The following is a 14,539-nucleotide window of genomic DNA, read 5'->3' as shown; positions in this document are numbered from 1 at the left end:
GGGCGCCCTGGTCCCGGTCGGCTAATGGCCCACGGCATGAGTGGATCAAGAAACGACGAAGGCCCAGCTCCGGTGTGGACACCGCCTGAGCTGGCCCTTTATCAAGAGAGCGGATAACGGGCTCGAACCCGCGTATTCAGCTCGGGAATCGGGGTGATCCGGCGCCGTGGTGGCCCTGACCTGCGCCCGGATCGGGTCCCGGTTGCCCGTGGTTGACCCCTGGTGACCCTCGTTCTGGGCACGTTGTGGGCTCGGCTTGGTCGTGGTTCTTCCACGTCTCGGCGCGCCGTGAGGAGGCCAGCGCTCCCCTGGTCTCCGAGCGGTGTCGGGTGTGGGCGGAGCCCGCGCTTAGCCCCGACGTCGATTCCCACGGCCGAGGGTTGGCAATCCGCCGCTGATCGCCTTCACCGACCTGCTCTTGCTCGGCTTGTCCGCAGCATCGAGTTGCGCTGCTTCTTGCCCAGCGGAGCTACGGCTGCGCTGTTCCTGCTCCATGCTCGTATACCGGCGGCTTGTCGAAGAGTTGCCCTCTGTGAGCCGCTTGCGTCGGGAGCGTCCCAATTTGAGCGAGTCGAGGTTCCGCTTTCGGGTCTCGTCCCACGAGCGGAGGTAGATCGCCTGGCAGGCTTTGCATCTCTTACCGTCGACGGAACGGCGGGTTGGCTCCGCTGACTCGGGCATGATCGTCCGGCAGACCGTCTGGTCGGGCTGCATTGGGTCGAAGCGATGTGCGACGACGCGTCCTGAGTCGCTGGCGATGGCGACCCACTGCCAATCATCGTCAAACATGCGGTCAGGTTACGTGTGGGAGCGTTGTCGGGCGCCCTGTGCGGGCGGATCGGGCCGGGTAGCTGGTGCCGCCGGCCTCCTTGCGGCGGGAGTCTCGGAGTCGATGACGGCGAAGGCGTACCGGCTGCTCCGCGCTGTCCTGAACACCGCGGCGGGTGAGGATCGGATCATCAAGGCCAACCCCTGCCGGGTCCGTGGGGCTGACCGGGAGAGCCCCGCCGAGCGCCCGGTACCGACCGTGGCTCAGGTGTTCGACCTCGCGGGCCGGATGCCGATGCGGTACCGCGTGCTGGTCCTGCTCACAGCGTTCACCTCGCTCCGCTGGGGCGAGGTCTCCGCTCTGCGTCGCTGCGACGTCGCCGAGGACGGCAGCTGGGTGCGGGTGAGCTTCGCGCACACCGAGGTCGTCGGCCGCGGGATCGTCGTCGGGCCGCCCAAGTCTCGCGCCGGGGTGCGGACGGTCATCGTGCCCAAGGCCATCCGGGCCGATCTCGTCTCCCACCTCACCGAGTTCACCGGCCCGGCGCCCTCGGACCTCGTGTTCACGGGGGAGAAGCGCAAGGCGATCCGTCGGAGCAACTTCAGTCAGCGGGTCCGCTGGACCGAACTGGTGGTCAAGATCGGCGTGCCGGGTATGCACTTCCACGACCTCCGGCACGCCGGGAACATCTGGGCGGCTCAGACCCGAGTCAGCACGCGGGACCTGATGGCACGGATGGGCCACGACGACATGCGCGCCGCGTTGATCTACCAGCGGGCCACCGACGAAGCCGCCGGACGGATCGCCGAGGGGCTCGCGGAACTCGTCGAGGAGCACCGCCGGCCGAAAGGCACGGAACGGGCTGAGGGCACGTAGAGGGCACGCGAGCGGTGTGGATCAAGACACGACGAAGGCCCAGCTCCGGTGTGGACACACTCTGACCTGGGCCTTTGCGATGAGAGCGGATGACGGGAATCGAACCCGCGTATTCAGCTTGGGAAGCTGATGTTCTACCATTGAACTACATCCGCAGTGCGTGCAATCGACTCTAGCATCCCCGCCGCACCCCCCGATCCACCTCCCCGGATAGGCTGCCGGGCGTGCTGCTCTCGGACCGCGACCTGCGCAAGGAGATCGAGTCCGGGCGCCTCGGGCTGGATCCCTGGGACGAGGCGATGCTCCAGCCGTCGAGTATCGACGTCCGGCTGGACCGCTTCTTCCGGGTCTTCCAGAACTCGCGCTACACACACATCGACCCGTCGATCCAGCAGGACGAGCTCACGAGCGCGGTCGAGACCGGCGAGGGCGACAACTTCGTCCTGCACCCGGGGGAGTTCGTGCTCGGCAGCACGTTCGAGCAGGTCTCCCTGCCCGACGATCTGGCGGGCCGGCTCGAGGGCAAGTCCAGCCTCGGCCGCCTCGGCCTGCTCACCCACTCCACGGCCGGCTTCATCGACCCCGGCTTCACCGGGCACATCACGCTGGAGCTGTCCAACGTGGCCAACCTGCCGATCACGCTCTGGCCGGGGATGAAGATCGGCCAGCTCTGCCTGTTCCGGCTGTCCAGCCCGGCGGAGCGGCCGTACGGCAGCGAGGGTGTGGGCTCCCGGTACCAGGGGCAACGGGGTCCGACGCCGTCGCGCGCGTGGCAGAACTTCCACCAGGCGGACACCACCAGATAGGACGACGCGGGGGCCGCTCCCCAGAAGCCCCCGCGCCGCCGAGCGGTGCCGTCACGCTCGTCGAGAAGAGCGTGCGCACCAGGCCTGCGATACGTCTAGACCCGTGCGTCCCAGCGGAAGTTGCGATGGGCCAGCAGCCCGAAGGCCAGCGGCCACACCACCAACGACACGACCTGCATCAGCGAGAACGCGCTGCCGCCGTAGGCGACGTTGGCCAGGCTGCCGAGCGGGGCGCCGGGGACGAGGTTGAGGACCGACAGCATGCCGTCGAGCGGCAGGAAGGCGAGCAGGACCGCCGCGCCGATCATCACGAAGAACAGTGGCAGTGTGGTGATCTGCGAGCGCTCCGGCGTCGGCGTCACGACCGAGGTGGCCAGCGCCGCCGTCACGACCAGGGCCAGCCCGCCGACGGCGGCGAGCACCAGCGCGAACGGGGACGAGGGCATCGGCACCCCGATGGCCAGGTCGATCACCACGAACAGCACCATCTGTGCCAACGCCAGCACGGCGACGGGGGCGATCGTGGCGGTCAGCAGGCCCGCGTCGGAGATCCCGCTGGTCCGCAGCCGCTTGAGCACCAGGCTCTGGCGGCGGGCGACGAGCGTCTGCGTCGCGGCGACGTAGATCCCCAGGCCCAGCACCATCGCCAGCTGCATCGCCACCACCGACGCACCGGAGTCGCTCCCGAACCCGGTCAGCGCCATGAACACGCCGAGGCCGAGCGGGATGGCGAGCGTCGAGGTCAGCACGGTCTTGTTGCGGAAGATCAGCCGGAGCTCGGTCGCGGTCAGCGCCAGGACGCGGTCCATGTCAGGCCTCCTCAGCCGACTCGGAGCGGATGGAGAGGTAGATGTCGGCCAGCGACGCGGGCGCCGCGCGCAGGTCGGTCAGGGTGACCCCGCGCTCGGCGGCCCAGCCGAGGAACGCGGTGAGGTCCCGCTGCAGGTCGGTGGTGTGGACGAGCACCTCCGGGCCCGTCATCCCCGGCGGCGGCGTGACGCCCGGGGGCAGGGTCGCGGAGAACGACGACGGCCTGCTGGCCAGGATCTCCGTGAGCGATCCGGCGACCGCGACCCGCCCCTCGTGCATGATCGCGACGCGGTCGGCCAGCGCCTCGGCCTCCTCCAGGTAGTGCGTGGTCAGCACGACCGTGCGGCCGCCGTCCTGCAGCTCCTGGATGGCGTCCCAGGTCCGACGGCGAGCGGCCGGGTCGAGCCCGGTCGTCGGCTCGTCGAGCACGACGAGCTCCGGGGAGCCCCACACCGCCGTCGCCAGGTCGAGGCGGCGCTTCTCGCCGCCGGAGAGGGCGGAGACGCGCACGTCGCGGCGTCCGGCGAGGTCGAACCGGTCGAGCAGCCGCCCGACGCGGTCCTCCCGCGGGGAGAGCCGCCCCCACAGCTCCAGGGTCTCGCCGACCGTCAGCTCGTCGACGAACCCGCCCTCCTGCAGCTGTATCCCCATCCGCTGCCGCAGGAGGTGCCGCTCGCGGCCCGGGTCGAGCCCGAGCACCGAGACCTCCCCGGCGGTGCGGGAGCGGAAGCCCTCCATGACCTCCAGGGTGGTCGTCTTGCCCGCCCCGTTCGTGCCGAGCAGTGCGAACACCTCACCGCGCCGCACCTCCAGGTCCACCCCTCGCACGGCCTCGAACCCGCCGTACCGGACCCGGAGGCCGCGGACACCGATCGCCGTCTCGGTCCGCACTGCTGTCTCTGTCATGGCCACCACGCTGCCGGTCGGACCACCCCCGCCGGTAGGACGCGCAGTCACCGCTCCGGCTGACACCCGCACGAGCCCGCATGACAGCTGTCATGCAGGTAGGCGCGCTGCACGGGTGCTCGGCTAGCGTCTCGTGCGTGACGCTCACCCCCGAGGAGAAGCGGGTCCGCGCCGCCCGCCGGTTCGGCTGGATCGGGCTGATCTGGACCACCCTGTCGTTCGTGTTCGCGCCGGCGTTCGCGCTGGTCCCGGGCTGGGACCCACCCGGCGCGATCGTGGTGCTCGGGGTGTTGCTCGTGGCGTCGGTGGCGCTGCACGTCTGGCGGATCCGGCAGCACATCCGGGTGCTGGGCACCGTCGCGCCGCCGTGGTTCGCGGTGGCGGCCGCGGTCGTCGGGGTGGCGCTGGTGTGGGTCGGCGTCTCGTCGAGCGTGACGGGCTGGATGTGGTCGATCCTCGCCGGGATCCTGCTGGGCGACGTCGTGGCCGGGCTGCGCGGCCGGTTCATCGCCTTGTGGGTGGGATCCGCCACGGTGGTGTGCACGGTGCTCGCCTACTTCGCCGGCCTGTACGTCGGGGACGGGGAGGCGGCGATCGTCCAGGCGATCACCGCCGCGGTCGTCACGGCGATCTACGTGGGTTCCTTCTGGATCCTCGACGTCGAGCGGCTCTGGTGGCTCAAGGCCGTCACCGACCTGGACGACCAGCGCCGCACCGCCGCCGAGCTCGCCACGGCCCGCGAACGTCTGCGGCTGGCGGACGACCTGCACGACATCCTCGGCCATGCGCTCGAGGTCGTCGCGTTCAAGAGCGAGCTGGCGGCCCGGCTGCAGGAGGTCGACCCGGCCCGCGCGAGGGCCGAGATGGAGGAGGTCCAGCAGGTGGCACGGCAGTCGTTGACCGAGGTCAGGGCGTTGGTGCGGAGCGGACGGGACACCGATCTGGCCGCCGAGCTCGCGGGTGCGCGCGCGGTGCTCGGATCGGCGGGGATCGCGCTGGAGGTCACCGGGGACCCGACGGTCGTCGAGGCGCCCGCCCGCAACGTCCTCGGCCGCGTGCTCCGCGAGGCCATGACGAACATCCTGCGGCACGCCCAGCCCACCCGCTGCAGCATCGAGATCGCCCCGGACCGGCTCGTGATCTGCAACGACGGCGCGGTCGGCGGCGGCGACGGGACCGGCACCGGGCTCGTCGGGCTGGAGCGGTACCTGGAGGAGTACGAAGGGCGGCTGACGGCGGGCGAGGACGGCCGCGGCGGGTTCCGGCTCGAGGCGGTGCTCCGGTGATCCGGTTGGTCCTGGCGGACGACGAGTCGCTCACCCGCGGTGCCGTCGGAGCGCTGCTCGGGCTGGAGTCCGACCTCACGGTCGTCGCCGAGGCCGGTGACGGCGACGCGGCGGTCGCGGCGATCGAGGAGCACCGGCCCGATGTCGCGGTGCTCGACGTCGAGATGCCGGGCCGCGACGGCGCCGAGGTCGCCCAGTGGGTCAAGACGCACGCGCCCGGGGTGCGCTGCATCATCCTCACCCGGCACGCCCGGCCCGGGGTGCTCCGCCGGGCCCTGGCTGCGGGTGCCGCGGGGTTCGTGACCAAGAGCGCGCCCGCCTCCCAGCTCGCCGACGTGATCCGACGGGTGCACGGCGGCGGCCGCTACGTCGACCCCGACCTGGCCATGACCGCCCTGACCACGGAGGACTGCCCGCTCACGGACCGGGAGCTCGACGTCCTGCGCGCGGTCTCCGAGGTCGGTCCCGCGGGCACCGCCACGGACATCGCGGCGCGGGTGCACCTGTCCGCGGGCACGGTCCGCAACTACCTCTCGGCCGCGATGCAGAAGCTCGGCGTGGCGACGAGGGTGGAGGCCCTGGAACGAGCCACCGACCACGGCTGGCTCTGAGCAGCAGGCCCGCGACGATCACCGGCCCGGGGCCGGCGCACTAGGCTGACGGACGATGGAGCGGCCCGAGCGTCCCGGAGGCCCTGCCGAGACCGGCGGGGAGATCGAGGCATGGCGCAGCGGTCGGCACACGCCCGTCGAGCCGGCGCCCGAGGCGCGGCACGCGGGACCGGAGTCGTCCGCGGGTGGTGACGCGGCCCCCTCGGGGTCGGCCGAGCCGGATGGTTCCGCGGCCCGAACAGCCCTGCGCCGCTTTCGCCCCCGAAGCTGGAAGGGTGCGATCGGGCTCGGGATCGTGGGCGCGGCGGTGCTGCTGTACGTGTTCCTCGCCTTCGACGACCAGGCCCGCTTCTGGGTGCCCCTGGCGGCCGGACTCGTGGTGCTCGTCCTGCTGGCGCTGCTCCGGCTGGACCGGCTGCTCAAGGGCTGGACCTGGCACATCGCGGGCCTCGCGCTGCTGGCCGGGCTGGTCTACGAGACCGCGGGCAACGCGTGGGCCTGGGCCTTGGCGGCGAGCACCGGTGTGCTCGTGGCCGGGCTGCTGCGGCTCCCGCGGTGGCAGCTCGCCGCGATCGGTGCCGGGTTGTTCGTGCTCTCCTTCGTGGGCTACCAGTTCCGCGCCGCCGAGGTCCGGCAGCAGGAGGACCAGGTGGCCCAGCAGGCGGGCGACGAGATGCGGCAGGCGCTCGGGGTGTCCCGGCCCGCCCTCGTCCTGCTGAACCTCGACCGCGGCATCCGGGACGCCGACCCGGACCCGGTCTGCCGGCTGCTGGACCCGCAGGCAGGCACCCAGCTCCTGCAGGCCACCGGCGCCCCGACCTGCGAGGCCGCCGTCGCGAGCCTGCACGCCGCGGTCCCCGCGGGATCACCGGACCCGACCGCCCAGCGCACCTCCGGCACGCAGACCCTCCCCCCGGGCACGGTCGTCCCGCTCGACGCCTGCACGGGCCTCTGGGGCCGAGCGGCGCCTGCGCTCGGTACGGTCGACGCCGTCCGCACGGAGGCTCCGAAGGAGACCTGGCGCATCACCGCCTTCCACGCCTGCACCCCACCCGCCTGACCACACCCACAACCGAACCACCCGCGAGTCCCCCAGTTTCGACGCGCGAGTCGGACACCAGGACCCGCGAGTCCGACACCGCGGCCCGCGAGTCCCCCAGTTTCGACGCGCGAGTCGGACACAACGGCCTGCGAGTCGGACACCTGGCCCGCGAGTCCCTCAGTTTCGACGCGCGAGTCGGACACCACGGCCTGCGAGTCCCTCAGTTTCGACGCGCGAGTCGGACACCACGGCCTGCGAGTCGGACACCACGGCCCGCGAGTCGGACACCTGGCCCGCGAGTCGGTCACCGCCTGCGAATCCGGTACCAAGGCCCGCGAGTCCGGCGCCAGGGCCGGCAAGTCGAGACCTCATAGCCCGCGTGTCTCGCACGTCGGAGCGTGAGCCGGACACCACGGCCCACGAGTCCGACACCGCTGCGCACGAGTCCGACACTCCCGACGCGCGAGTCGAATACCATCGCCTGCGAGTCCGATGTGGCAACCGCAAGTCGGCCACCGCAGCCTGCTTCTCGGCCACCGCAGCCTGCGAGTGGGGACGTCACACACCGCAAGGCTGATCAGGGTGGCGTTCTCTGGCTTCTCCCGGACCGCGCTCGCGAGATGGAAGGGCAGTGACGTCTGGCCGAGGGACTGCGGTCCGACTTCCGGGCCGTGGCCGGTGGTGTCCGACTCGCGCGTCGAAAGTGGGGGACTCGCGGGGGAATGTCCGACTCGCGCGTCGAAAGTGGGGGACTCGCGGGTCTTGGTGTCCGACTCGCGCGTCGAGAGTGGGGGGCGCGCCTGTGGAGTGGGGCATCCGGACCGAAGAAAGGGACGGCCCCGCGCTGGTGCGCGGGGCCGTCTCGTTCGCGGTGCTCAGGCGCCGGAGTCGGACTTCCCGGTGCCGGGGGAGCCCGTGCCGGACTGTTCGGGCTTCGCGTGCCCGTTGGTCTCCGGCTTGCCCGCTGCGCCGTTCGCGGCCGGGTCCTTCGCCGAACCCTCGACGGCGGCGTCGTTCATCTCCGTGGTGACCTCGGACTTGTCCGCCGCGGGGCCGTCGGTGGTCGAGGCGGGGGCGGGGTCTGCCTGCTCAGGGGTCTCGGGCTTCACGGTCTCGGCCGCGGCCTCCGGGCTGGTCTCGGCGTTGGCGGAACCCGAGTCGGCGGCCGAGGCGGGCGAGTTCTCGGTCAACGGTGCGTCGGTGGTCTGCTCGACGTCTCCGGTCGTCGACTCCGAGACGACCGACTCCGAGGCCACCGACTCCGCGGCAGCAGGCTCGGCCGCGGCGCGCTCGTCCCCCCGCTGCACCGACGCCAGCAGCATCTGCGCCACGTCCTGGACCTTCACGTTCTCGCCCGAGCCCGCGGCCTGCTTGGCCGTCAGACCGTCGCCGATCATGGTGCGGCAGAACGGGCAGCCGACGGCGATCGTGCCGGCGGCGGCGCCGTCCCCGCCCGAGGGGGCGAGGGTCTCGATGGCCTCCTCGGTGCGGGTGATGTTGATCCGCTGACCGATCCGCTCCTCCATCCACATCCGCGCACCACCGGCGCCACAGCACATGGAGCGGTCGCCGTGGCGCGGCATCTCGGTGAGCGTGCCGACGGCGGAGACCAGCTCGCGCGGCTCCTCGTAGACCTCGTTGTGCCTGCCCAGGTAGCAGGGGTCGTGGTAGGTCACGTTGGTGCCACCGGAGGGGTCGGCCACCGGCACGAGCTTGCCCGTGCGGACCAGCTTGTTCAGCAGCTGGGTGTGGTGGATGACCTCGTAGTGACCGTCGAGCTGGGGGTACTCGCGCGAGAGCGAGTTGAGGCAGTGCGGGCAGGTCGTGACGATCTTGCGCGTGCCGGGCTCGCGGCCCTCGAACACGGCGTTGAGCATCTCGGCGGTCTGCTGCGCCATCATCTGGAACAGGAACTCGTTGCCCGCGCGCCGCGCCGGGTCGCCGGTGCAGGTCTCCTCGGTGCCGAGCACCACGTAGTTCACGCCGGCCCGGTGCAGCAGCTCGGCGGTGGCCTTGGTGGTCTTCTTGGCGTTGTCGTCGAACGCGCCCGCGCAGCCGACCCAGTAGACGTACTCGGTGTCGGTGGAGAGCTCGCCGTCGAACACGGGGACCTCGAAGGGCAGCTCCTCGGCCCAGGCGAGCCGGTCCTTCTGGTTCGAGCCCCAGGGGTTGCCCTTGTTCTCCAGGTTCTTGAACAGGCCGGACAGCTCCGTGGGGAACTCGGTCTCGATCATGACCTGGTAGCGCCGCATGTCGACGATGTGGTCGACGTGCTCGATGTCCACCGGGCACTGCTCCACGCACGCCCCGCACGTCGTGCAGGACCAGAGGATGTCCGGGTCGATGACGCCGAGGACGTCCTCGCCGCCGATCAGCGGGCGCTCGGCCTCCTTGCGGGCGGCCTCGGGGATCGCGGCGAGCCGGGCCTCGGCGTCGTCGCCGGTGATGCCGACCTCGTCGCCCGCCATGTCGGTCGAGCCGCCTGCGAGCAGGTAGGGGGCCTTGGCGTAGGCGTGGTCACGCAGGGCGTTGACCAGCAGCTTCGGCGAGAGCGGCTTCTCGGTGTTCCACGCGGGGCACTGCGACTGGCAGCGGCCGCACTCGGTGCAGGTGGTGAAGTCGAGCAGGCCCTTCCAGGAGAAGTCCTCGACCTTGCCGACACCGAACACGTCGGTGTCCGGGTCGGCCTCCTCCAGGTCGAGGACCTTGCCGCCGGAGGTCATCGGCTTCACGTTGCCGAGCGCCTTGCGGCCGTCGTCCTCGCGCTTGAAGTAGATGTTGAAGAACGCCGTGAACCGGTGCCAGGCCACACCCATGGTGGGCTTGGCGGCCAGCACGATCAGCCAGATCGTTGCCGAGAGGACCTTGATCGCGGCGAACACCGAGACCAGCGTGGTCGACGGGGGCAGGATCGAGCCCAGCGCGAGGGAGACCGGGGCGGACCAGGCGGGGACGTCGAACACGCCCAGCGAGGCCTTGGCGCCGCGCACCACCAGGATGCCGAGGCCCTCGAGGAACACGATCGCCTCGACGAAGTAGGCGCGGCCCATGTTCGATCCGTAGAACCGGGACTCCCGGCCGAGCCGCTTCGGGTTCTTGACCTGCCGGAAGATGATCAGCGGGACGATGCCGACGATCGTGCCGACGCCGAGGATCTCCACCCAGAGCGAGTACGGGCCCCACTCGCCGATGATCGGCAGGTGGAACAGCGGGTTCCACACCTCGACGAACGCCTCGACCAGCGCCAGGATCAGGCCGCCGAAGCCGACCATCACCAGCCAGTGGAAGACGCCGACGTGCGACCACTTCAGCATCCGCGTGTGGAGCAGCGACTCCTTCAGCATCGTCGCGAAGCGGGGACCGAAGGGTCCCGTCCGCGTCGGGTCCGGCTGGCCCAGCCGGATGATGCCGATCATGCTGGCGACGGTCCGCCACACCAGCACGACCGCCACCACGGCGGACGCCGCGGTGATCGGGCCGAGCACCCACTGCACCCAGGTCATCGGTGTGATCCTCCCCGTCGAACTCCCGACAGAAAGGCTAGGTTACTGGTGGGTAATGCACCCGAACGGCCTCGCTGCGGTCCGCGACTCCTCGCGTGGCCGGAGAATAAGGCACCGAACGCCCGTTCTGCCGTGTGACGGGGGCTGCACGAACGGGGGGCGCACTGCGGCGCAACGGCATCTCCCCCGCTCGGGGCCGGGACTGAGGGCACCCTACTGAGAGCGGAATCACCCGAAATCTGTGCGGTATGCGAACACTCCGCACGCAGGGTCCCGTCCGTCGCCCGGACGGCGGCGATCTGTCACCGTTCGTGCGAAGCGGGTCGCGAACGGGTGGTAACGGCACGTCTTCACACAGTGCTTGCACCGACTCGTTAGCCTGGTGCGCTAGCGGCCCCCTGCTCCCTGTTGTGTGCGTTCGTCGAGGGTGTCCCGCCCGACCAGGCAGGAGAGAACGATGACCGGACCAGGGGCAGACGCCCTCTGGTACGCCCAGGCACTGACCACCGGTGGGCTACAGGGGTGGATCCAGCAGAACATCGTCCCGCTCATCCTGCTCGGCATCGCGATCGTCCTGCTGTGGATCGGCGGCCGGGGTGACAACGCGGGTGTCGCGCGGCGCAGCATCGGCCTGCTCATCGGGCTGGTCGCGCTCGGCATCGCCGTGAGTGGGAACGGGCCCCGGGTGGGCGAGTTCCTGGCCAACCTGATCGTGGGTTAGCCGACGTGCTGGTCCGCACCGATGACGAGGTCTACCGGGTCGACTCGGTCTGGCTCGGGCCGCCGCGCGCCACGTTCCCGTGGCGCGCGCGGTACGTCTCGTACGGTGTCGGGCTGCTCGTGATGATCGCGGTGATGTTCGTCCAGCGTCGGATCGGCATCGGGCTGGACTTCTTCTCCGTGGCCTGGGCCGTGGTGATCACGGTGCTGGTCACCCGCTTCCTCGGCAAGAAGATCGACTACGAACGGCCGCTGGGCCAGGTGACCGAGCTGTTCCGGCACGAGGTGACCGGGCCCCGTCGGCGTCGGACGGGGGCGGGCGGCCCGGTGCGGTTCGCGCACGTCCGCACCCACCGGACCCTGCCCGGCTCGCGGTGGACGCGGTCCTCACCGACCCCGGAGGCCCCCCGACCCGAGGTCGTGGCCCCCGAACCCGTCCCCGTCGCTGTCCCCGCCCAGGCCGCGGTCGTCGCCGAGGCCCCGGCCCCGTTGCGCGACATCACCCCGGTCCGGGCCACTCCGCGTCGCGTGCCCGCCCAGCCGTGGGCCACCGCCGCAGAGCGCAACGGGCGGAACGGGCACGACAAGAAGGGCGGCCGCCGTGGCCGCGCGTGAGGAGCGCGATCCCTTCCGCGACGGCCGCCGCCCCGCCGGACGCGGCCTGCAGGGCGAGACCAAGCTCCCCAAGTTCAGCCCCACGATCGCGCTGCGCAGCATCGACGGGCACGTCACCCGCACCGGCACGCAGGTCATGGCCTGGTACCGGCTCTCGCCGCAGGCCTGGAGCTTCCGGTCCGACGGCCAGCGCGAGATCCTCATCCGCCAGATCGCCGCCCAGCTCGGCGAGCTGCAGGGCCGCTGGCTGCACCTGCGGGTGACCACCCGGCCGTACCCCGTGCACATGTGGGCGGAGTCCTTCGACCAGAACGCCCTGGGCCGGATGCCGGACGTCCCCGGCGCCCTGGGCTGGGACTCCTTCCTCGAGGGCGAACAGCGCCACCTCATGGGCCTGTCCATGAGCGACAAGGAGGTCTTCCTCGGCGTCGAGGTCTCCGGGCGCAGCATGCTGGACCGCTGGGTCGAGCGGGCCGCGCCGGTGTTGGGCAGGGTCGTGCCCGCGGCGGTGCGGGCAGAGCTGTCGGCGTTGGAGTCCGAGCTCAACCACCTCGACGCCCTGGTCTCGGGCCCCGGGCTCGACGGCGTCCCCGCGAGCGCCGCGGACATGTCCTGGCTCATGCACCGGTCCGTCGCGATCGGGCTGCCCGCCCCGCGGAGCCTGTCCAACGTCCCGGTCGGGGTGACCCGCTGGGAGTCGGAGGACCTCGCGACCTTCACCGACGGCGTCGAGCTCCACCAGGAGCCCTACGCGCCGACCGTGAAGGTCACCGGCCGGGTGCGCGGGGAGACCGTCACACGAGACGTCGCGGTGCTCTCGATCGGGCTGATGGAGGGCCTGCGCATCCCGGAGGTCGACGACCCGTGGATGCAGCACTCCGACCGGCTCCCCTTCCCCGTGGAGTGGTCGGCGCGGATGTACGTCCGCAAGCCCGAGGAGGTCACGGGCGAGCTGCAGCGGCAGATGGGCAAGGTGCGGAGCCAGATCCGGCACTACACCCACGACCACGACCTCGAGCCGCCGATGTCGCTCGCCCGCCAGGCGGACCGGGTGCTGGAGGTCGAGGACGAGCTGACCAGCGGCCTGACCCAGCTCAACACGCGGCTCTACGGCTGGTGGCGGGTCGCGGTGTCCGGCCGGGACGAGTCGGAGGCGATCACCCGCGCCCAGCAGGTGCTGGACCTCTACTCGCCGAAGGTGCAGATCGAGCACCCGGAGGCCCAGTACCGCTACGCCCGCGAGTTCATCCCCGGCGAGCAGCTCGCCTCCACCGCCTACCGCCGCCGCGGCTCGGTGACCTGGGCGGCGGCGGGCGTGCCCGCGGCCACGGCGTCGGTCGGCGACCGGCGCGGGATCATGCTCGGCGAGACCTGCACGGCGACCCGACGCCCGGTGGCCTGGGACCCGTGGCTGGCCCAGGAGGTGCGCCGGGCCTCGGGTCTGACGGCGGTGGTCGGCGGCCTGGGCTCCGGCAAGTCCTTCCTCACCGGGCTGATCGTCTACAAGACACTCCGCGCGGGTGCACGGTGGACGGTGCTGGACCCGTCGGGCCCGTTGGCGGAGCTGACCCGGCTCCCGGAGCTGGCGAGCTTCTCGCGGCACATCAACCTGCTGCGCGCCGATCCCGGCATCCTCAACCCCTACCGCGTGGTCGCCGAGCCGCGGCCGGAGCACTTCGCGGACGACGAGGACCCCGAGCGTTCCTGGCGCCGCGAGCGGCTGCTGGCCGCGGCCACCCGGCGTCGCCTGGTGCTCGACGTGCTGTCCGGCCTGCTGCCCTACGACGTCGCGCGGCTCCCGCACACCCGGATCGTGCTGCTCAGGGCGGTGCGAGAGGTGGGAGGCGCCGCGGACCGGCACCCCGGGATGGTCATCGACGCGCTGCGCCGCCACCAGCGCGAGGGCGAGGACCACTCCGGTGTGGTCGCGGACTTCCTGGAGGAGCGCCGCGAGCTGCCGCAGGCCGCGCTGCTGTTCCCGGACACCAGCCGGGACGACCCCTGGGCCGCGGACCGCGACTACCGGCTCACCGTGCTGACGATGCAGGGCATGAGCCTGCCGCGGCCGGGCAGCCCGCGCGAGGAGTGGACGGACAACGAGGCCCTCGCCGTCGAGCTGCTGAACCTGGCCTCCTGGCTGACCCAGCGCACGATCTACGACGCGGACCGGAACATCCGCAAGGGCGTCGCGCTCGACGAGACCCACTTCCTGTCCCAGGTCCCCACCGGCAAGGTGCTGATCGACCGGCTCGCGCGCGACTCCCGCAAGTTCAACGTCCGGGCATTGTTCGCCTCCCAGCTGGCGGGCGACCTGCTGCGGGTCTCCGGGTTCGCGTCGCTGGTCAACGCTGTGTTCGTCGGCCGCACGGACGACGAGGAGGCCCAGACCGAGGCGCTGCGGCTGCTCCGCGTGCCCACCGGTGTCGGCTACGAGCAGATGCTCGGCACCCTGTCGCCGCGCCCGCGCCACGACGACCGGCCGGACGACACCCCCCGGCAGTTCGTGTTCGCCGACGGGCACGGTGGCGTCGAGAAGATCCGGATCGACCTGGAGGCACCGCACCTGGACCACGTCCGGGAGGCACTGGACACCAA

11 protein-coding genes and 1 tRNA gene are annotated in these 14,539 nt (G+C 71.6%); 8 read left to right on the top strand and 4 right to left on the bottom strand.

Going from position 1 to position 14,539, the window contains the following annotated elements:
• Positions 1-892 precede the first annotated feature (892 nt).
• Positions 893-1,645: a site-specific integrase gene (locus H5J29_RS01250; RefSeq protein WP_246393253.1), complete on the top strand. Its 753-nt coding sequence runs from the start codon at positions 893-895 to the stop codon at positions 1,643-1,645.
• Between the two features lie 84 nt (positions 1,646-1,729).
• Here the strand turns inward: H5J29_RS01250 and H5J29_RS01245 are convergent.
• A tRNA-Gly gene (locus H5J29_RS01245) sits at positions 1,730-1,800 on the bottom strand.
• Between the two features lie 69 nt (positions 1,801-1,869).
• Here H5J29_RS01245 and dcd point away from each other — a divergent pair.
• Positions 1,870-2,451, top strand: a complete 582-nt coding sequence (gene dcd / locus H5J29_RS01240; RefSeq protein ID WP_181779007.1) for a dCTP deaminase — start codon at positions 1,870-1,872, stop codon at positions 2,449-2,451.
• Between the two features lie 95 nt (positions 2,452-2,546).
• Here the strand turns inward: dcd and H5J29_RS01235 are convergent, their stop codons facing one another.
• Both H5J29_RS01235 and H5J29_RS01230 read right to left on the bottom strand, forming a co-directional pair.
• A complete protein-coding gene (locus tag H5J29_RS01235) occupies positions 2,547-3,260 on the bottom strand; it encodes an ABC transporter permease (protein WP_181779006.1) in 714 nt (237 codons plus the stop codon).
• A gap of 1 nt (position 3,261) precedes the next feature.
• Positions 3,262-4,167, bottom strand: coding sequence for an ABC transporter ATP-binding protein (locus tag H5J29_RS01230; RefSeq protein ID WP_181779005.1), 906 nt, complete (start codon positions 4,165-4,167; stop codon positions 3,262-3,264).
• 137 nt (positions 4,168-4,304) lie between these two features.
• On the opposite strand from H5J29_RS01230, the gene H5J29_RS01225 reads away from it, so the two are divergent.
• The 3 genes from H5J29_RS01225 to H5J29_RS01215 all read left to right on the top strand — a co-directional run bounded on the left by H5J29_RS01225 (position 4,305) and on the right by H5J29_RS01215 (position 7,124).
• Entirely contained in the window at positions 4,305-5,453 is a 1,149-nt protein-coding gene (locus H5J29_RS01225) for a sensor histidine kinase (RefSeq protein WP_181779004.1), read from the top strand.
• Complete coding sequence (locus H5J29_RS01220; protein ID WP_181779003.1) at positions 5,450-6,064, top strand: response regulator transcription factor; 615 nt, start codon at positions 5,450-5,452, stop codon at positions 6,062-6,064. The genes H5J29_RS01225 and H5J29_RS01220 overlap by 4 nt, the downstream gene beginning before the upstream one ends.
• 307 nt (positions 6,065-6,371) lie before the next feature.
• Positions 6,372-7,124: a hypothetical protein gene (locus H5J29_RS01215; RefSeq protein ID WP_181779002.1), complete on the top strand. Its 753-nt coding sequence runs from the start codon at positions 6,372-6,374 to the stop codon at positions 7,122-7,124.
• A gap of 857 nt (positions 7,125-7,981) precedes the next feature.
• Here H5J29_RS01215 and H5J29_RS01210 read toward each other — a convergent pair.
• Positions 7,982-10,609: a heterodisulfide reductase-related iron-sulfur binding cluster gene (locus tag H5J29_RS01210; protein ID WP_181779001.1), complete on the bottom strand. Its 2,628-nt coding sequence runs from the start codon at positions 10,607-10,609 to the stop codon at positions 7,982-7,984.
• Between the two features lie 457 nt (positions 10,610-11,066).
• On the opposite strand from H5J29_RS01210, the gene H5J29_RS01205 reads away from it, so the two are divergent.
• From H5J29_RS01205 to H5J29_RS01195, 3 genes are all read left to right on the top strand, one after another.
• Positions 11,067-11,330: a hypothetical protein gene (locus H5J29_RS01205; protein WP_181779000.1), complete on the top strand. Its 264-nt coding sequence runs from the start codon at positions 11,067-11,069 to the stop codon at positions 11,328-11,330.
• Positions 11,331-11,335: 5 nt separating this feature from the next.
• Positions 11,336-11,944, top strand: a complete 609-nt coding sequence (locus H5J29_RS01200) for a hypothetical protein (RefSeq protein ID WP_181778999.1) — start codon at positions 11,336-11,338, stop codon at positions 11,942-11,944.
• Positions 11,931-14,539, top strand: a 2,609-nt coding sequence (locus H5J29_RS01195; RefSeq protein ID WP_181778998.1) for an ATP-binding protein, incomplete at its 3' end; no start/stop codon positions are given. The genes H5J29_RS01200 and H5J29_RS01195, both read left to right, overlap by 14 nt.

The sequence above is a fragment of the Pseudonocardia pini genome (assembly GCF_013870575.1).
GTDB classification, from domain to species: domain Bacteria; phylum Actinomycetota; class Actinomycetes; order Mycobacteriales; family Pseudonocardiaceae; genus Pseudonocardia; species Pseudonocardia pini.
The sequence above is the reverse complement of the archived record's forward strand: the minus strand, read 5'-3'. Positions and strand labels throughout refer to the sequence as shown.

Excerpts from the sequence above, each read along its gene's own strand:
- H5J29_RS01235 (WP_181779006.1), bottom strand. The coding sequence starts at position 3,260 with ATGGACCGCGTCCTGGCGCTGACCGCGACCGAGCTCCGGCTGATCTTC.
- H5J29_RS01205 (WP_181779000.1), top strand. The coding sequence starts at position 11,067 with ATGACCGGACCAGGGGCAGACGCCCTCTGGTACGCCCAGGCACTGACC.
- H5J29_RS01250 (WP_246393253.1), top strand. The coding sequence starts at position 893 with ATGACGGCGAAGGCGTACCGGCTGCTCCGCGCTGTCCTGAACACCGCG.
- H5J29_RS01230 (WP_181779005.1), bottom strand. The coding sequence starts at position 4,167 with ATGACAGAGACAGCAGTGCGGACCGAGACGGCGATCGGTGTCCGCGGC.
- H5J29_RS01210 (WP_181779001.1), bottom strand. The coding sequence starts at position 10,609 with ATGACCTGGGTGCAGTGGGTGCTCGGCCCGATCACCGCGGCGTCCGCC.